At 71.6% G+C, this 20,605-nt stretch carries 2 protein-coding genes; both read right to left on the minus strand.

Going from position 1 to position 20,605, the window contains the following annotated elements; translation table 11 throughout:
- The coding region (locus ACFVFQ_RS22245) for a beta-ketoacyl synthase N-terminal-like domain-containing protein (protein WP_383418692.1) at window positions 1-5,740 on the minus strand (5,740 nt) is incomplete at its 3' end.
- Window positions 5,737-20,568, minus strand: coding sequence for a type I polyketide synthase (locus tag ACFVFQ_RS22250; protein WP_383418694.1), 14,832 nt, complete (start codon window positions 20,566-20,568; stop codon window positions 5,737-5,739). The genes ACFVFQ_RS22250 and ACFVFQ_RS22245, both read right to left, overlap by 4 nt.
- Between the last annotated feature and the right edge of the window lie 37 nt (window positions 20,569-20,605).

The raw sequence follows: 20,605 nt of genomic DNA on the forward strand, positions 1-20,605 counted from the left end.
TACCCGCATGCTCAATCGCCTCCCACGACGCCTCCAACAACAACCGCTGCTGAGGATCCATCGCCACCGCCTCACGCGGCGAAATACCAAAGAACGCCGGGTCGAAGTCGGCCGCCTCATGCAGGAAGCCGCCCTCCCGCGCATACGACGTGCCTGGCTTCCCCGAGTCGACGTCGAACAGCGCCTCCAGATCCCAACCACGGTCGGTGGGGAAGCCCGAGATGCCGTCCCCGCCGGAGGCCACCAGGTCCCACAACTGGTCCGGGGTACTCACGCCGCCCGGGTAGCGGCAGGCCATGCCGACGATGGCGATCGGCTCGTTCGCGGAAGTAGTCACCACCGCCGTCGGGTTGGCACTTCCGGCCGACTGCTGCCCGCGCCCCGTGACCTCGCCCCGGACGAATTCCGCCAGGACGGCCGGAGTCGGATAGTCGAAAACCAATGTCGCCGGCAGCCGCAACCCCGTCGCCGCATTCAGGCGATTCCGCAGCTCAACGGCAGTCAGCGAGTCGAAGCCCAAGTCCTTGAACGGACGGGTCGGTTCGACCTCCGACGCCGACGCATGACCCAACACCTGGGCAATGTGCCGAAGCGCCATCTCCAACACGTCCCGCAACTGCTCCGCCGCATCCAGCCGCGCCAACCGGGCCGCAAACTCGGAGACCTCCACCTCCCTCCCACCCACCGCACGCCGCACCGGAACCCGCACCAGATCACGCAACACTGGCGCGACGCCCTTCGAGACCGCATCGGCCCGAAGCGCAGCGAAGTCAAACGACACCGGGGCAATTACGGCGCGATCGGCGGCAAGGGCGGAATCAAAAAGCTCAAGCCCCCGCTCCGAACTCAGTACGCCAATACCGGTACGGCTGATCCGGCCCTTGTCCCCGTCGTCGAGGTGGCCGGTCATTCCACTGGCCTGCTCCCACAAACCCCACGCCATCGACACCGCCGGCAGGCCCTGGGCCCGTCGATGCTGCGCCAACGCATCCAGATACGTATTCGCCGCCGCGTAATTCCCCTGCCCCGAAGCCCCCAACACCCCAGCAGCAGAAGAGAACAACACAAACGCCGAAAGACCCACACCACGCGTCAACTCATGCACATTCCACGCCACATCAACCTTCGAACGCCACACCACCCCCAACCGCTCACCCGTCAACGACTCCACCACACCGTCATCCAACACACCCGCGGTATGAACCACGCCACGCAACGGCCGGTCCTCGGGGATCTCGGCCAGGACACCCGCCAACGCCTCACGATCGGCGGCATCACAGGCCGCCACACGCACCTGAGCGCCCAATTCCGCCAACTCCGCGGCCAGTTCACCAGCTCCCGGAGCATCCACACCCCGACGGCTGAGCAGCAACAGATGCCGCACCCCGTGCCGAACCACGAGATGCCGGGCCACCAAACCACCCAACGTCCCCGTACCACCGGTAATCAACACCGTTCCCTCAGGACCCCACACCTCCCCAGACACCTCGCCCTGAGGCTCGGGCACGCGACGCAGCCTCGGCACAAACACCTCACCACCCCGCACCGCCACCTGAGGCTCATCACCACTCAACTCACCGACAGAAGAGCTGACTTCGCCGCCGTCCTCGATGTCCAGCAGCACGAACCGGCCCGGATGCTCCGACTGCGCAGAACGCACCAACCCCCACGCACCAGCCTGCGCCAACCCCCCGACACCATCCCCCGCACGAACACCCACCGCACCCCGCGTAACGACGACCAAACGTGACTGTGCCAACCGCTCCTCACCAAGCCACCCCTGCACCAACCCCAACACCCCAACAACATCAGGGCTCTCCACCGCAACGACCTCCGGAACGGCCACGCCACCGTCCAACGCCGCTACCAGCGACGCCACATCGGCATACGCCCCACCAGGACCAGTCAACCCACCCAGGCCAACCCAATCCCCCCAAGTGACACCGGAACGCGACTGCGACTGTTGCTGCCACTCCACCTCAAACAACGACCCCGAACCCGCACCACCAACCGCCAACCGCTCCGCAGCCACCTCACGAAAAGCCAACGACTCCGCCGTCACCACAGGCGCACCCGACTCATCCACCACACACACCGACACCGCATCACCACCCAACCGCTGCAAGCGCACCCGCACCCGCATCGCACCCACCGCATGCACCCGCACCCCCGACCACACAAACGGCAACCGCGGCCCCGAACCAGAACCCGCCCCCAACAACCCACCCACGCCTACCGCATGCAACGCCGCATCCAACAGCGCCGGATGCACCCCAAACCCCTCAACACCCTCCACGCCCTCAGGCAAAACCACCTCACCCCACACCACATCACCCTCGCGCCACACCCCACACAACCCCTGAAACACCGGCCCATACCCATACCCCGCACCCTCAAGACCCTCATACGCACCCACCACATCCACCGCCACCCCACCCACCGGCGGCCACACCCCAAACCCACCAACATCAACCGAACCCACAGCTGCCCGGGACAACACACCCGAGGCATGCCGCACCCACGGCCCCTCAACATCCTCATCCGGCCGCGAGAACACACTCACCACACGCCGACCCGACTCATCCGCACCCTCGACGCTGACCTGAACCGCAACACCACCCGACTCCGGAAGCACCAACGGCGCCTCCAACGTCAGCTCTTCAACCAGGTCACAACCCACCTGATCACCCGCACGCACCGCCAACTCCACAAACGCCGTCCCCGGCAACACCACCGACCCCAACACCGCATGATCCGCCAACCACGGATGCGACGACAACGCCAACCGTCCCGTCAAGAGCACCCGATCCGAATCCGCCAATGTCACCGCGGCACCCAACAACGGGTGGCCTGCGGCACCAAGTCCCAGCCCCCGCGCATCGCCAGACACCCGCACCGACGACTTCGGCCAGTACCGCTCCCGCTGGAAGGCATACGTCGGCAGTTCCACGCGCCGAGGGTGGTGCGCAGCGAAGCTCTTCTCCCAAGCGACGGGCAGCCCGAGGACGTGGGCCTGCCCGAACGCCGCTAGGAGCTGCGCCAGGTCACCCTGATCGCGACGTAGGGTGCCGAAGGACGCGCCGATCGCGTTCACCGCGTCGAGAGTCTGCTCCACGCCAACGGTCAGAACGGGGTGCGCAGAAGCCTCGATGAAGACCGTGTGACCAGCGGAAACCGCAGCCCGGACCGCGTCCTCGAAACGGACGGTCTGGCGCAGGTTGCGATACCAGTAGTCAGCGTCGAGTTCAGCGGCATCTATCGCCTCACCGGTCAGCGTCGAGAAGAAACCAACGGACGACGAAACCGGAGCGATCGGCGCGAGGTCGGCGAGGATGCGGTCCCGGATGGCCTCAACATGCGGGGAGTGCGAGGCGTAATCCACCGGCACCCGACGAACACGGACACCCTCCGCCTCCCAAGCCGCCTGCACCGCATCCAAAGCCGCCGCATCACCCGAAACCACCGTCACCCGCGGCCCATTGACCGCCGCAACCCCCAAACCGTCATAGCCAGCAGCCAGGACAGACTCCACCTCAGCAACCGGCAACGGAACCGACAACATGCCGCCCGCACCCGACAGAGCCGTGATCGCCCGCGAGCGAAGGGCGACAACCCGCGCGCCGTCCTCCACCGACAACGCACCCGCGACAACAGCAGCCGCAATCTCACCCTGACTGTGACCGATCACCGCAGCCGGCTCCACACCAGCCGCCCGCCACACCTCCGCCAAACACACCATCACCGCCCACAACAACGGCTGGACGACGTCAACCCGCTCAAGCAGCGCCGGATCGGCAGACCGCGCCACCTCCGTCAACGACCAGTCCACAAAAGGCGCCAACGCCCGCTCACACTCAACCCAACGCGACGCAAACGCCTCCGACGAACCCAACAAGTCCGCCGCCATACCAACCCACTGCGAACCCTGACCCGGGAACACCAACACCGCACCGGTTCCGGAGCCCGCGCGGACTCCAACACCAGTGATCGCACCCGCAGTTGGCTCGCCGGACGCCACCGAAGCTACGCCAGTCAGCAGCTCGTCCCGGTCGGCGCCAACCACCACCGCCCGGTGATCGAACAGCGCCCGGGACGACGCCAGCGAGAACGCCACGTCACCAGGGGCCAACTCCGGGCGTTCGGCCACGAAGTCACGCAGTCGCTCGGCCTGCGCCCGCAGCCCCGCCTCGGACTTCCCCGACAGTACCCACGCCACCGGACCCGCAGCCGAACGCTTGGCCTCGGGCTCGGCCTCCGCAGGCTCCAGCTCCGGTGCCTGCTCCAGGATCACGTGGGCGTTGGTGCCGCTCATGCCGAAGGAGGAGATGCCGGCCCGGCGTACCCGACCCGTTTCCGTCTCCGAACCCGAACCCGAACCCGAATCCGGCCACGGGCGGTTCTCGGTCAGCAGCTCCACCCCGCCGGACGACCAATCCACGTGCGAGGACGGGGAGTCCACGTGCAGGGTCTTCGGCAGCACCCCGTGCCGCATCGCCTGGACCATCTTGATCACGCCGGCCACGCCCGCAGCGGCCTGCGTGTGGCCCACGTTGGACTTGATGGAGCCGAGCAGCAGCGGGCGGTCCGCGTCCCGGCCCTGGCCGTAGGTGGCCAGGAGTGCCTGTGCCTCGATGGGGTCGCCGAGCTTCGTGCCCGTGCCGTGGGCCTCCACCGCGTCGACGTCTGCCGCGGTCAGGCGGGCGTCGGAGAGTGCCTGGAGGATGACGCGTTGCTGGGCGAGACCGTTGGGGGCGGTGAGGCCGGTGCTGGCTCCGTCCTGGTTGACGGCGGAGCCGCGGAGGACGGCGAGGACCTGGTGGCCGTTGCGCTGGGCGTCGGAGAGGCGTTCCAGGAGGAGCATGCCGACGCCCTCGCCCCAGGCGGTGCCGTCGGCGGCCTCGGCGAACGCCTTGACCCGACCGTCCGCGGCCAGGCCGTTCTGGCGGGTGAACTCGGCGAAGCCGATGGGGGTGGACATCACCGTCACGCCGCCGGCCAGGGCGAGCGCGCACTCGCGCTTCTGGAGTGACTGGGCGGCCAGGTGGAGGGAGACCAGCGACGACGAGCAGGCGGTGTCGACGGTGAGGGCGGGGCCTTCGAAGCCGAGGGTGTAGGCGATGCGGCCGGAGAAGACGCTGGCCGAGATGCCGGTGGCGACCAGGCCGCCGAGGTCGTGGTCGGAGCGGTTGAGGGTGCCGACGTAGTCACGGGTGTTGGAGCCGACGAAGACGCCGGTGCGGCTGCCGTGGAGGGTGCCCGGGTCGATGCCGGCGGCTTCCAGGACCTCCCAGGAGGTCTCCAGGAGGAGGCGCTGCTGGGGGTCCATGGCCAGCGCCTCGCGGGGGGAGATCCCGAAGAACGCGGGGTCGAAGTCGCCGGCGTCGTGCAGGAATCCGCCCTGGTCGGTGGCGAAACCGGCGTCGGTGCCGTCCTCGGACGCACCGTCCGGGGTCTGCCAGCCGCGGTCGACCGGGAACGCCGACATGGCGTCCCGGCCGTCCAGGACCAGTCGCCACAGGTCGTCGGGGTTGTTGACGCCGCCGGGGTACCGGCAGCTCATCGCCACGATGGCGATGTCCTCCCGGGCTTCCCCTTCGGTGGTCTCCAGTTCCGCCAGACGGTTCTTTGCCTGTCGGAGCTCGGCCGTCACCCACTTGAGGTGGTCCAGAAGCTTCTGCTCACGCGCCACAGCGATACCCCCATGTTCCAGCTGCCGACCACCCGGGTCCGGCCTGGTCAAGACTTTCCGAATTCCTCGTGGATGAGGTCGAACAGCTCATCGGCGGTGGCCGATGCCAAGTCGCGGTGCGCGTCGGCGCCGTCCGCGGGTGCTTCAGGTTGCTTCCATTTCGCCATCAGCCCCTGGAGCCGCAGGTTGATGCGGGTCCGGGCCAGTTCGTCGTCGGGTAGGTCGGCCAGCCCGGACTCCAGTCGGTCCAGGTCGGCGAGGAGTTGGTCCACCGCGGCGGTGCCGTCGGTGAGTTCGGCGCACAGGTGGTGGGCCAGACTGGTCGGCGTGGGGTGGTCGAAGGTGACCGTCGCGGTCAGTGCGACGTCGGTGAGTTCGCCCAGCCGGTTGCGGAGTTGGAGCGAGCCGAGGGAGTCCATGCCCATGTCCAGGAAGCCGCGTCGGACGTCGATCTCGTCGGCGGCGGAGTGGCCCAGGACGGCGGCGGTCTCGGTGCGGACGAGGTCCAGGACGAGGCGTTCCCGTTCGCCGTCCGGGGCGCCGGTGAGGCGTTGGCGGAATGCGGCGGCGGGGGACGGTTCGTCGGCGTCGTGACCGGCCGGGTGTCCTGTGGTGGGCGTGCCGGTGGACGTGATGGTGGGGTTCGGGTCGGCTTCCTGGGCGAGCAGCTCGGTGAGGAGCGGAGCGGGGCGGGCCAGGGTGAACAGCGGGCCGAATACCTGCCAGTTGACGTCGGCGACGGTGGTCACGGCCGCGCCCTCGGCGACTGCCTGGACAAGGGCCTGCACGGCCGGCTCGGGGTCGAGGGTGACCAGTCCGCGCTTGCGCAGTGCCGCCTCGGCGGCCGGGTCGGCGACCATGCCGCCGTCCGCCCAGGGGCCCCAGGCCACGGCGGTGGCGGCCAGTCCCCGGGCCCGGCGCTGTTCGGCCAGGGCGTCGAGGTAGGCGTTGGCGGCGGCGTAGGCGCTCTGGCCGCCGCTGCCCCAGACGCCGGCGACGGAGGAGAAGAGGACGAAGGCGTCCAGGGGCCGGTCGCCGAGCAGTTCGTGCAGGTGGCGGGCGCCGGCCGCCTTGCCTGCAACGACGTCGGCGAATGCGGTGGGGTCGGTGGCGGTGAGGGCGGTGGTCTGGCTGATGCCGGCGGCGTGCACCACGGCGGTGAGCGGGTGCTCCGTCGGGACGGCGTCGAGCAGGGCGCGGACGGCCTCCCGGTCGGCGATGTCGCAGGCGACGAGGGTGACCTCGGCGCCCAACTCGACCAGTTCGGCGCGGAGTTCGGCGGCTCCGGGGCTGTCCTCGCCGCGGCGGCTGGTGAGCACCAGGTGTGCGGCGCCGTTGGCTGCCGCCCAGCGGGCGATGTGCGCGCCCAGTGCGCCCAGTCCGCCGGTGATCAGCACGGTGCCATGGGGCCGCCAGGGCTCGGCGGACGGGTCGGGTGCCTGGGGTGCGCGGTGGAGTCGGCGGGCGTAGGTGCCGTGCGGGCGCAGGGCGAGCTGGTCCTCGTCGGTGTCGCCGGTGAGGAGTCGGGCCAGGCCCTGCGCGGTGTGCGCGTCGAGGGTCTGTGGCAGGTCGATCAGACCGCCCCAGAGGCCGGGGTGTTCGAGGGCGACGACGCGGCCCAGGCCCCAGATCATGGCCTGTTCGGGGTGGGTGACCGCGTCGGGTGCCTGGCCGTCGTCGGTGACCGCCACCGCACCGCGGGTCAGGCACCACAGAGGTGTGGTGCTGCCGGCCCGGTCGAGGGCGCGGACGAGTGCGGCGGTCAGTGCGGTGCCGTTGGGCAGGTGGGGGTGGGCGGGGTGGGGCGCGTCGTCCAGGGCGAGCAGGGAGAGCACGCCGCGCAGGGGGGATTCCGCGCTGCCGGCCGTGGCGGCTCGCAGTCGGTCGGCGAGGAGGGTGTCGTCGAGGTCTGCCGGGTCGAGGTGGAGGGTGGTGGCGGTGGCGCCGTTGCGGGCGAGCAGTGCGCTCAACTCCTCGGATAGGAGCTGCTGTTGACCCTCGTTCGACGTCACCACCAGCCAGCTTCCGTTCAGGGCGGGCGCAGGGGTGTCCTGCGGGGTGCCGGTGAGCGGTGTCCAGTGAGTGCGGTAGCGCCAGCGGTCGACGGTCGATCGGGTGCGGTGGTTGCGGCGCCAGGGGGTGAGGGTGTCGAGGAGGGGGCGGAGTGCCTGGTCGTCGTCGACCCGCAGGGTGCGGGCGAGGTCCTCCAGGTTCTCGTTCTCGACGGCATCCCAGAAGCGGGACTCGACCGCGTCGGGCGCCAGGGCCGCGCTCTCCGCCTGGGGCGTGGTGGCGGCCTCCAGCCAGTAGCGGCGGCGCTGGAAGGCGTAGGTGGGCAGTTCCACCCGGCGGGGTCGATAGGGGGCGTACAGGGGGCCCCAGTTGAGGGGGGTGCCGGCGGTGTGCAGGGTTGCCAGGGCGGTGACGAGGGTCCGGTCACCGCGGCGTCCGGCGCGTTGGGTGGCCACGACCGTGGCCGGTGTGGCGTGGTCGGCCAGTACGGTGCCGGCCTGGGCCGCGAGGATCCCGTCGGGGCCGGCCTCGATGAACTGGGTGACGCCCTGTGCGGCGGCGGTGCGGACCGCGTCGGCGAACCGCACGGTCTCGCGGACCTGGCGCACCCAGTACGCGGGCGAGCACAGCTCCTCGGGGTCGGTGGCCCGGCCGGTGCGGGTGGAGATGACCGGGATGCTCGGCTCCCGGTACGTCAACTTGTCGGCCACGGCGGCGAATGCGTCGAGCATGCCGTCCATGTGCGGGGAGTGGAAGGCGTGCGAGACGCGCAGCCGGTTGGTCTTGCGGCCGTGTGCCTGGGCCCAGTCCCGTACGGTCTCGACGGCGTCGGCGTCGCCGGAGACCACGACCGCTTCGGGTCCGTTGACGGCCGCCAGTGTCACCGACTCTCCCAGCAGTGGTGTGATCTCTTCTTCGCGTGCCTGGACGGCGAGCATCGCGCCGCCCTGGGGCAGGGCCTGCATCAGCCGGCCGCGGGCGGCGACCAGCGTGCAGGCGTCCGACAGCGAGAGCACGCCGGCCACGTGGGCTGCCGCCAGCTCGCCCACGGAGTGGCCGATGAGCACGTCCGGGGCGATCCCGAACGACTCCAGCAGGCGGAACAGCGCCACCTCGACCGCGAACAGCCCGGCCTGGGCGTGGACGGTCTGGTTCAGCTCGTCCTCGTCCCGGCCCCACACCACCTGGCGCAGCGAGCCCGGCAGGCTCTGGTCCAGGCGGTCGCAGACCGCGTCGAACGCCTCCGCGAACGCCGGGAAGTGTTCCCACAGTTCGCGGCCCATGCCTGAATACTGCGAGCCCTGGCCGGAGAACAACACCCCTAGCCTGCCCCTATCACCGACCGCGACGCCGTGGACGAGGGCGGGCGAGGGCTGGCCGGCGGCGAGGGCCGCGACGGCGCGCAGCAGCTCGTCCCGGTCGGCGCCGATCGCCGCGGCCCGGTGGTCGAGTGCGGCACGGGTGGTGGCCAGGGAGTGGCCGATGTCCGCGGGGGACGAGTCGGGGTGGTGGGTGAGGTGGTCGTGGAGCCGTTGTGCCTGGGACCGGAGTGCGGTCTCGGAGGCCGCGGACAGTAGCCAGGGGAGGGCGGTTCGGGGGCCGGCGGTGTCCGGCTCGTTGGTGGCTGGCTGGTGGGTGGGTTGTGCGTCCGGTGCGGTCCGGTCCCCCGCCGGCGGCTCCTCCAGGACGACGTGGGCGTTGGTGCCGCTGATGCCGAAGGAGGAGACGCCGGCGCGGCGGGGCCGGCCGGTCGTGGGCCACGGGCGGGCCTCGGTGAGGAGTTCGACCGCCCCGGCCGCCCAATCCACGTGCGAGGACGCCTCGTTGACGTGCAGGGTCCTCGGCAGTGTGGCGTACCGCATGGCCTGCACCATCTTGATCACGCCGGCGACGCCGGCGGCGGCCTGGGTGTGGCCGATGTTGGACTTGATGGAGCCCAGCAGCAACGGCCGGTCGTCGGGCCGTTCCTGCCCGTAGGTGGCGAGCAGTGCCTGGGCCTCGATGGGGTCGCCCAGTCGGGTTCCGGTGCCGTGCGCCTCCACCGCGTCCACGTCGGCGGTCGACAGTCGGGCGTTCGCCAATGCCTGGCGGATCACCCGCTGTTGGGACGGGCCGTTCGGCGCGGTCAGGCCGTTGGAGGCACCGTCCTGGTTGACCGCCGAGCCCCGCAGCACGGCGAGGATCTGGTGTCCGTTGCGCTGCGCGTCGGAGAGCCGTTCCAGCAGCAGGACGCCGACGCCCTCGCCCCAGCCGGTGCCGTCCGCGGTGTCGGCGAACGCCTTGCAGCGGCCGTCGGGCGCCAGCCCGTTCTGCCGGGAGAACTCGACGAACACCTCGGGGCTGGCCAGCACGGTGACGCCGCCGGCGAGGGCCAGCGAGCACTCGCCGGCGCGCAGTGCCTGGGCCGCCAGGTGCAGCGCGACCAGCGACGACGAGCAGGCGGTGTCCACGGTGACCGCCGGGCCCTCGAAGCCGAAGGTGTAGGCGATGCGGCCGGAGACGATGCTGCCGGAGTTGCCGGTGCCGACGTAGCCGCCGACCTCGTCGGGGACGGCCTTCAGTCGGGACGCGTAGTCGTGGTACATCAGGCCGGCGAACACGCCGGTGCGGCTGCCGCGCAGGGACGCCGGGTCGATCCCGGCGCGTTCCAGGGCCTCCCAGGAGGTCTGGAGCAGCAGGCGCTGCTGCGGGTCCATCGCGGTGGCCTCGCGCGGCGAGACGCCGAAGAACGCGGCGTCGAACTCGGCGGCGTCGTAGACGAATCCGCCCTCGCGGGTGTTGCTGCGGCCGGGGTTGTCGGGGCCGGTGCCGAAGAGCCTGGCCAGGTCCCAGTCACGGTCGGTGGGGAAGGTGGAGATGGCGTCGCCGTCGCTGGCGACCAGGTCCCAGAGCTGTTCGGGGCTGGTGACGCCGCCGGGGTAGCGGCAGGCCATGGCCACGATGGCGATCGGTTCGGGCGCATCGCCCGCCGTCGGGTGGGGCGTCGCCGCCGTCACCGGCTCGGCGGCGTCGTCCGCGGCGTCGCCGAGGACCTCGCCGCGCAGGTACGTGGCGAGTGCGGCCGGCGTCGGGTAGTCGAAGATCAGCGTCGCGGGGAGTCGCAACCCGCCGGTGGCGGCGCCGAGTTGGTTGCGCAGTTCGATGGCGGTCAGCGAGTCGAAGCCGAGCTCGCTGAAGAGCCGGCCGGAGCCGACCGCGTCCGCCGAGCCGTGCCCGAGCAGGGTGGCCACGTGGGAGCGGACCAGGTCCAGGACGATGCGCTGCTGCTCGGCCTTGCTGCGGCCGGCCAGGCGGCGCCGCAGCTCGGGCGCCCGGTCCCCACCGGTCCGTGCGGTGCGCCGGACCGGCGTGCTGACCAGCCCGCGCAGCATCGGCGGCAGTCCGGCGGGCGCCGCGGCCCGCTGGCGCAGGCCCGCGAAGTCGAACCGGACGGGCACCTGGAGCGGCGCGGGCCGGGTGAGCGCGACGTCGAACAGGTCGAGCCCGTCCTGGGCGGACAGGGCGCGGATGGCGGCCCGGGACTTGCGGGCCGTTGCCGCCTGGGCGAGTTGTGCGGTCATGCCGTCGGACTGTTCCCACAGCCCCCAGGCGAGGGAGGTCGCGGGCAGTCCCTGGGCGTGCCGGTGCGCGGCGAGCGCGTCCAGGCAGGCGTTGGCCGCCGCGTAGTTGCCCTGTCCGGAGGCGCCGAGCACGCCGGCGGCCGAGGAGAACAGGACGAACGCGTCGAGTTCCAGGCCCAGTTCGCGGGTGATCTCGTGCAGGTGCCAGGCGGCGTCGACCTTCGGGCGCAGCACGGTGCGGACCCGTTCCGGGGTCAGCGACTCGACGATGCCGTCGTCCAGCACGCCGGCCGCGTGGATCACGGCGGTGAGCGGGTGCTCGGCCGGTACCGTCGCCAGCACCTCGGCCAGCGCCGCGCGGTCCGCAACGTCGCACGCGGCGATCCGCGCCTCGGCGCCGTGCCCGGCCAACTCCGCGACCAGCTCGTCCGTTTGGGGGGCGCGGGTCCCGCTGCGGCTGATCAGCAGCAGGTGCCGCACCCCGTGCCGGGCCGCCAGGTGCCTGGCGAGCAGCCCGCCGAGGGACCCGGTGCCACCGGTGATCAGCACGGTGCCGTCGGGGTTCCAGGCGGTGCGGGCGGGCGTGGTGGCTGGGGACGCGTCGGCGGCCGCCCCGGCGGTGACGGTGGCGGCACGGCGCAGCCGCGGTACGTAGGCCGCCCCGCCGCGCAACGCGACCTGGGATTCGTCGCCGGCGAGAACTCCCGCCAGCACGGCTGCCGTTGGAGCCTTTCCAGGTTCCCGGTCCACCAGCACGAACCGGCCCGGGTGCTCGGCCTGCGCGGAGCGCAGCAGTCCCCAGACGCCGGCCTGCGCTGGCGCGTCCATCGCGTCGTGTGACGTCCCGACGGCCACGGCACCGCCGGTGAGCAGCACCATCCGCGACCCGGCGAGGCGCTCGTCGGCCAACCATGCCTGGACCGTGTCGAGCACCGAGACCAGGACCTCCTCGGTCCCGTCGCCCACCACGTCGACGAGGACCGCGTCGGGCGCCGGAGCACCCGCGGCGAGGGCGGCGCCGAGCGCAGCCACGTCCGCGTACCAGTCGCCTACCCCCAACGTGTCCCGGTCCCGACCGGCGCCGACCCCGACCCAGTGACCGGCAGTCGACGTCCGTCCCAACTCGACGGTCTCCCACTGCACTTCGAACAGCGCACCGGACTCCCGGGCCGCGCGGAGCTGTTCCGGGGCGACGGCGCGCACCGCGAGGCTCTCAACGGTGGCCACCGGTGCGCCGGTCTCGTCGGCGATCTCCACGGACATGGTGTCGCGCCCCAGCGCGGCCAGGCGAACCCGCACCCGGGTCACCCCCACCGCATGCACCCGCACGCCCGACCAGGCGAACGGCAGTCGCGGCCCCTCGGCCGGCCCGGGCTCCAACAACCCGCCCACGCGCGCCGCGTGCAGGGCCGCATCCAGCAGCGCGGGATGCACGCCGAAGCCGGTCACCCCGTCAACGCCCTCCGGCAGCGCCGCCTCCGCCCACAATGCGCCACCGTCCCGCCACACCGCACGCAACCCGCGGAACACCGGCCCGTACCCGTAACCCGCGCTCGCCAGCGCCTCATACGCATCCGCCGTCTCCACGACCTCCGCGGCCGCTGGCGGCCAGACCTCGAAGCCCGCGGACGGTTCGGACTCCGCGGCGACGGCGCCCTTGCGGGACGCGCCGGCCAGCACGCCCGTGGCATGCCGGGTCCACGGCGCCTCGGGGTCCTCGTCCGGCCGCGAGTACACGCTCACCGACCGCCGGCCGGCCGCGTCCTCGGCCTCCACCACGACCTGCAACGCCACGCCACCCGACTCCGGGAGCACCAGCGGCGCCTCCAGGGCCAGTTCCTCCACCAGATCGCAACCGACCTGGTCCCCCGCGCGCACCGCCAGCTCGACAAAGGCCGTCCCAGGCAGCACCACGGACCCGAGCACCGCGTGATCCGCCAACCACGGCTGCGACGACAGCGACAACCGGCCGGTGAGCACCACCTGCCCGGAGTCCGCCAGCGTCACGGCCGCCCCCAGGAGCGGATGCCCGACCGTGCCGAGCCCCACCGACGGCAGGTCCCCGGCGCGCAGCGGCGAGGTCTGCACCCAGTACCGCCGCCGCTGGAACGCGTACGTCGGCAGCTCCACCGTGCGTCCACCCACCACCGCGGGGCCGAAGTCGACCGACACACCGACGGTGTGGAGTTGGGCGAGGGCGGTGACGAGGGTGTGCTCGGCGTCGCGGTCGGCGCGCTGCGTCGCCACGCAGGTGGCGCGCCCGGTCTCCGTCTCCGCATCTATGCCTGTACCTGTGCCTGTGCCTGTATCCGCATCGGCGAGCGTGCCGGCGGCCAGGGCGGTGAGCACACCGTCCGGGCCGACCTCCACGAACCGGGTCACGCCGGCGTCGGCTGCCGTACGCACCGCGGCAGCGAAGCGGACCGCCTCGCGCACCTGCCGCACCCAGTACGCGGGCGAGCACAGCTCGTCCGCGGACGCGACCTCGCCGGTAAGCGTCGAAACCACCGGGATCCGCGGCGCCCGGTACGTCAACTTGCCAGCAACGGCGGCGAATGCGTCGAGCATGGCGTCCATGCGGTGCGAGTGGAAGGCGTGCGAGACGCGCAGCCGGGTGGTCTTCCGGCCGTTCGCCTGGGCCCACTCGCGCACAACCTCGACGGCGTCGGCATCACCGGAGACCACGACCGCGCCCGGGCCGTTGACCGCGGCGAGCGACACCAACTCGCCCAGATGATCGGCGATGTCGCCCTCGCTGGCCTGGACGGCGAGCATCGCGCCACCCTCAGGCAACGCCTGCATCAGCCGGCCGCGGCCGGCGACCAACGCGCACGCGTCCTCCAGCGACAACACACCAGACACATGCGCCGCCGCCAACTCACCGATGGAATGGCCGATCAGCACGTCCGGGACGACCCCGAAGGACTCCAGAAGCCTGAACAGCGCCACCTCGAAGGCGAACAACCCGGTCTGGGCGTGCACGGTCTGGTGGAGACGGGACTCGTCCTCGCCCCAGACCACCTCACGCAGCGGCGAGCCCAACGCCCGCTCCAGCCCCTCGACGCACGCGTCGAAGGCATCGGCGAACACCGGGAAGCGGGCGTGCAACCCCCGCCCCATGTCCAGCCGTTGGGCACCCTGGCCCGAGAACAGGAACCCGGTCCGTCCGGCGACGGACGCGGCGACGCCGCGCACCACATCGGCCGAGGGGGCCGCCTCGGCCAGCGCTTCGAGGCCGTTCAGGAGCCGTTCGCGGTCGGCGGCCACGACGGCCGCGCGGTGTTCCAAGTCAGCCCGGGTGGTAGCCAGGGAGTGGCCGATGTCGGCCGGAGACAGCTCCGGACGCTCGGCCAGGAAGGCATGCAACCGCTCGGCCTGGGCGCGGATGCCGGCCTCCGAAGTCGCCGACACCGTCCACGGCACCACCCCGCCGGCCACGGGCTGTACCCCGGCGGCCTGGGTGGGCGCGACGGGCGCCTGCTCGACGATGACGTGGGCGTTGGTGCCGCTGATGCCGAACGACGAAACGCCGGCACGACGCACCCGACCGTCCCCACCCTCCCAAGGCCGGTTCTCGGTGAGCAGCTCCACCGCCCCCGCCGACCAATCCACCTGCGACGACGGCGCATCCACATGCAGCGTCTTCGGCAACACACGGTGCCGCATCGCCTGCACCATCTTGATCACACCGGCAACTCCCGCGGCGGCCTGCGTGTGCCCGATGTTCGACTTGATCGAACCCAGCAGCAGGGGCCGGTCGGCATCACGCTCCTGCCCATACGTCGCCAGCAGCGCCTGGGCCTCGATGGGGTCACCGAGGCGGGTGCCGGTGCCGTGCGCCTCGACGGCATCCACCTCAGCCGCCGACAACCCCGCACTGGCCAACGCCTGCCGAATCACCCGCTGTTGAGAAGGCCCATTCGGCGCCGTCAAACCATTCGACGCACCATCCTGGTTAACGGCCGTGCCACGCACCACCGCCAACACCTCATGCCCATTCCGACGCGCATCCGACAACCGCTCCAGGACGAGAACGCCAACGCCCTCGCCCCAACCCGTGCCATCCGCCGCCTCAGCAAACGCCTTCACCCGCCCATCAGCAGCCAACCCACTCTGCCGCGAGAACCCCACAAACGCACCCGGCGTCGACATCACCGTCACACCACCGGCCAACGCCAACGAACACTCACCACCACGCAACGCCTGCGCAGCCCAATGCAACGCCACCAACGACGACGAACACGCCGTATCGACGGAGACGGCCGGGCCCTCCAGGCCGAGGACGTAGGACACTCGGCCCGACAACACACTGGCCGCCCCGCCGGTGCCGCGTTGGCTCTCGACGTCCTCGGTCGCGTGCAGCAACAGCGTGCTGTAGTCCTGGCCGTTGGTGCCGGCGAAGACGCCGACCCGGTCCCCGCGGAGCGAGACCGGGTCGATACCGGCCCGCTCGATCGCCTCCCAGGAGGCTTCCAGGAGCAGTCGCTGCTGCGGGTCCATCGCCAGCGCCTCGCGCGGCGAGATCCCGAACAGCTCGGCGTCGAAGTCGGCCGCGTCGCGGACGAATGCGCCTTCGCCGACGTAGCTGGTGCCCGGCCGGCTGCGCTCCGGGTCGATCAGCGAGTCGAGCTGCCAGCCGCGGTCCTCGGGGAACGGCCCCATGGTGTCGACGCCCGTGACCAGCAGCCGCCACAGGTCCTCGGGGGAGTTGGCGCCGCCCGGGAAGCGGCAGGACATGCCCACGATGGCGATCGGATCGTCGGTGCCCGGCAGCGCCGCGGCGGTCGTCCGCGCCTCGTCGTCGGGTCGTGCGTCGTCGCCGAGTGCCTGGGCCGTGATGTGGCGGGCAAGCGCGGTCGGGGTGGGGTAGTCGAAGATCAGGGTGGCGGGGAGCGGGAGTTCGGTGGCCGACGTGAGGCGGTTGCGGAACTCGACGGCGGTGAGGGAGTCGAAGCCGAGCTCCCGGAAGGCCCGGTCCGGGGCGACGGCGTCCCGCGTCCGGTGGCCGAGTACAGCGGCTGCCTGGGCGCATACCAGGTCCAACACAGTCCGCTCGCGCTCGGCGGGCGGCAGCCCTGTCAGTCGGGCCGCCAGCGCGCCCTCCTCACCCGCCGTACCGGCCGGGTCCGCGCCCTCCAACGCGCCTCGGGCCTCGGGCACTCCGCCGAGCAGCGGACTGGGCCGGGCCGCGGTGAACGCGGGAGCGTAACGCTCCCAGTCGATGTCGGCGATCAGCGGGCAGACCTCGGCCCCCAACGCCCGTTCCAACGCGCGCAGCGCCAGCTCCGGCGCCATGGTGCCGACACCACCGCGAGCGAGCCGGTCGGCCACGGCGTTGTTGGTGGCCATGCCCGCCTGGTCCCAGGCACCCCACGCCACCGACGTGGCCGGCAGCCCCTCACGCACCCGCGACTCCGCCAGCGCATCGAGACACGCATTCGCCGCCGCGTAATTCCCTTGCCCCGCACCGCCGATGGCCCCGGCCATGGAGGAGAAGAGGACGAAGGTGGTGAGGGGGTGGTCGCGGGTGAGCTCGTCCAGGTGGCGAGCCGCATCGGCCTTGGGAGCGAAGACCCGAGCGAAGCGGTCGGGCGTCAGCCCGTCCACCACACCGTCGTCCAACACACCGGCAGTGTGGAAGACCGCGGAGACCTCCTCGTCGGCCAACACCCCAGCCAACGCCGCACGATCGGCCACGTCGCAGGCAGCGATGCGCACCTCCGCACCGGCCGCCGTCAGCTCCTCCCGCAACTCCAGCGCGCCAGGGGCCTCTTCACCTCGCCGACTCAGCAGAACGACGCGACGCGCGCCCCGTTGGACAACCCAACGGGCCACCTGCGCACCCAACGCACCCGTACCGCCGGTGACCAGCACCGTGCCACCGGCAGCCGACCACTCCTCCCCCGCCACACGGCCCGAACGCACCAACCGCCGGCCGAAGACGCCGGAGGGACGTACGGCCACCTGGTCCTCAACGCCCTGCGACAGAACGGCAGCCAGCCGGCGCCCCGCCCGGTCGTCCAGCACGGCCGGCACGTCAACCAGACCGCCCCAACGATTCGGCGACTCCAACGCCACCACACGACCCAAACCCCACACCATCGCGGCGTTCGGATCGATGACCTCATCGGAGGGAGTAGCCGACACCGCACCCCTCGTCAGCCCCCAGACAGTTGCGGAGACCTCGACGTCGGACAGCGCCTGTACCGCGCTCGCCGTCCGCACCGCATCCAGCGCCAACAGCACCCCGGACACCGCCGCCGATCCCACGCTGGAGCGGAGCAGCTCAGCAAGCCCGGCACGATCCACCACGGACGGCACACTCAGCCGGCTGACCTCCGCCCCACGTGCCGCCAACTGCCGTGCGACATCGGCGTATTCCTCATCACTCTCGCCGGTCAGCAGCAGCCACCGGCCCGAGAGCCGATTCTCCTCGGACTCGCTCAGGGCCGCCCACGAGATCCGGTAGCGCCAGTCATCCACCGCCGACCGGTCGCCGCGCTTCGCCATCCCCACCGCCTCGGCGGAGAGCCCGAGCACATCGGCCGGACCGGCCTCCATCCAGTACCGCTGCCGTTGGAAGGCATACGTGGGCAGTTCGACCGCCCGACCGCCGGCGAGCAGTCGCGCCACGTCGAACTGTGCGCCGTGAAGGTGGAGTTGGGTCAGAGCGGAGACCAGAGCGTGTTCGGCGGGGCGGTCCGCGCGCTGCGTCGCCACGCAGAGGGAGTCGACCGCGCCCTCGGCAAGGACGGCTCCCGCCAGGGCGGTGAGGACACCGTCCGGGCCGACCTCAACGAACCGGGTCACGCCGACACCGGCCGCGCCGCGCACCGCATCCGCGAACCGCACGGCCTCCCGCACCTGCCGCACCCAGTACGCCGCCGAACACACCTCGTCCCCGGAAGCGACCTCACCCGTCAGCGTCGAAATCACCGGAATCCGCTGCGCCGCGTATGTCAACTGCTCTGCCACGGCGGTGAATTCGTCCAGCATGCCGTCCATGCGGTGGGAGTGGAACGCATGCGAGACGCGCAGCCGGCTCGACTTACGGCCGTTCGCCTGCGCCCAGTCTCGTACGGTCTCAACCCCGTCGGCATCGCCGGAGACCACCACGGAATCCGGCCCATTGACCGCAGCCAACGACACCGACTCACCCAGCAAGCCAGCGCCGACGATCTCGTCCTCGCGGGCCTGGACGGCGAGCATCGCCCCACCCTCCGGCAACGCCTGCATCAACCGACCACGGGCAGCAACCAACACACACGCATCCTCCAGCGACAGCACCCCCGCCACATGCGCCGCCGCCAACTCACCAATCGAATGACCGATCAACACGTCCGGGACGACGCCGAAGGACTCCAGCAGGCGGAACAGCGCCACCTCAACCGCAAACAACCCCGTCTGAGCGTGAACAGTCCGATTCAGCTCGGCCTCGTCCTCACCCCACAGCACCCCACGCACAGGCGAGCCCAACGCACGCTCAAGCTCACCCACCACCGCGTCGAAAGCCTCAGAAAACACCGGGAAGCGGGCATACAACTCCCGACCCATGCCCAGGCGTTGCGTGCCCTGGCCCGAGAAGAGGAAGGCCACTCGGCCGGCGGCGGGGTGGGCCCGGCCGCGGAGGACGCCGGGGTCCGGCTGGTCCTCGGCCAGTGCCGCCAGGCCGGTCAGCAGGGCGTCGCGGTCGGCAGCCACGACCGCCGCGCGGTGGGGGAACGCGGAGCGCGTCGTTGCCAGGGAGAAGCCCACGTCGAGCGGGGACAGTTCGGGGTGGTCCAGCAGATGGGCGCCCAGGCGGCGGGCCTGTGCGCGCAGGGCGGGCTCGGACCTGGCGGACAGTGTCCACGGGATCACTGCGTTCGCCGGGCCGTCGGACTCCGACGACGCGCCCGGCGCTTCGGCCAACTCCTCGTCGTGCGGTGCCTGTTCGAGGATGACGTGGGCGTTGGTGCCGCTGATGCCGAAGGAGGAGACGGCCGCGCGGCGTGCCCGGTCCGTTTCGGGCCAGGGGGTTGCCTCGGTGAGGAGGCGCAGTTGGCCGGCGTTCCAGTCGATTTCGGGGGTGGGGTGGTCGGCGTGCAGGGTGGGCGGCAGTACCCCGTGTCGGATGGCCTCGACCATCTTGATCACGCCGGCCACGCCCGCGGCCGCCTGGGTGTGGCCGATGTTGGACTTGAGCGCGCCGAGCAGCAGCGGGCGGCCGTCCGGGCGGTCCTGGCCGTAGGTGGCCAACAGGGCCTGGGCCTCGATGAGATCGCCGAGCGGGGTGCCGGTGCCGTGGGCCTCGACGGCGTCCACGTCGGCGGTGGTCAGGCCGGCGCTGCGGAGGGCCTGCTCGATGACGCGTTGTTGGGAGGGGCCGTTGGGGGCGGTCAGGCCGTTGGAGGCGCCGTCCTGGTTGACCGCGGAGCCGCGGATCACTGCCAGGACGCGGTGGCCGTTGCGTCGGGCGTCCGAGAGGCGTTCCAGGAGGAGCATGCCGACGCCTTCGGCGAAGGCGGTGCCGTCGGCGTCGGCCGCGAAGGACTTGGCCCGGCCGTTGGGCGCGAGGCCGCGCTGTCGGCTGAAGCTGAGCAGCGCGCGGGGGCTGGCCATGAGGGTGACGCCGCCGGCGAGGGCGAGCGAGCACTCCTCGTTCCGTAGTGCCTGGGCGGCCAGGTGCAGGCCCACCAGGGACGCGGAGCACGCCGTGTCGACGGTCACCGCCGGGCCCTCGAAGCCGAGGGTGTAGGCGACCCGGCCGGAGGCGACGCTCGCGGCGCTGCCGTTGCCGACGTAGCCCTCCAGGCCCTCGGGCACCGCGCTCAACCGGGACGCGTAGTCCTGGTACATGGTGCCGGCGAAGACGCCGGTGCGGCTGCCGTGGAGTGTGGTGGGGTCGATGCCGGCGCGTTCGATGGCTTCCCAGGCGGTCTCCAGCAGCAGGCGTTGCTGCGGGTCGATGGCGAGTGCCTCGCGCGGTGAGATGTCGAAGAACTCGGGGTCGAAGTCGGCTGCCTGGTAGAGGAATCCGCCCTGCCGGGTGTAGGTGGTGCCTGGCCGGTCGGGGTCCGGGGAGTACAGCCGGTCGAGGTCCCAGCCGCGGTCGGCGGGGAAGTCACCTATGGCGTCCTCGCCGTTGCTGACCAGTTGCCACAGGCCGTCGGGCGAGGTCACGCCGCCGGGGTAGCGACAGGCCATGCCGATGATGGCGATCGGCTCGCGTTCGGATGCTTCCAGGCTGCGGATGCGCTGGCGGGCCTGGTGCAGGTCCGCCGTGACGCGCTTGAGGTAGTCCCGCAGCTTGTCCTGGTTCACCATCTAGTGCCACTTTCTCGCGCAACGCGCGCCGGGTCTG

Source organism: Streptomyces sp. NPDC057743 (genome assembly GCF_042798755.1).
Lineage (GTDB): Bacteria > Actinomycetota > Actinomycetes > Streptomycetales > Streptomycetaceae > Streptomyces.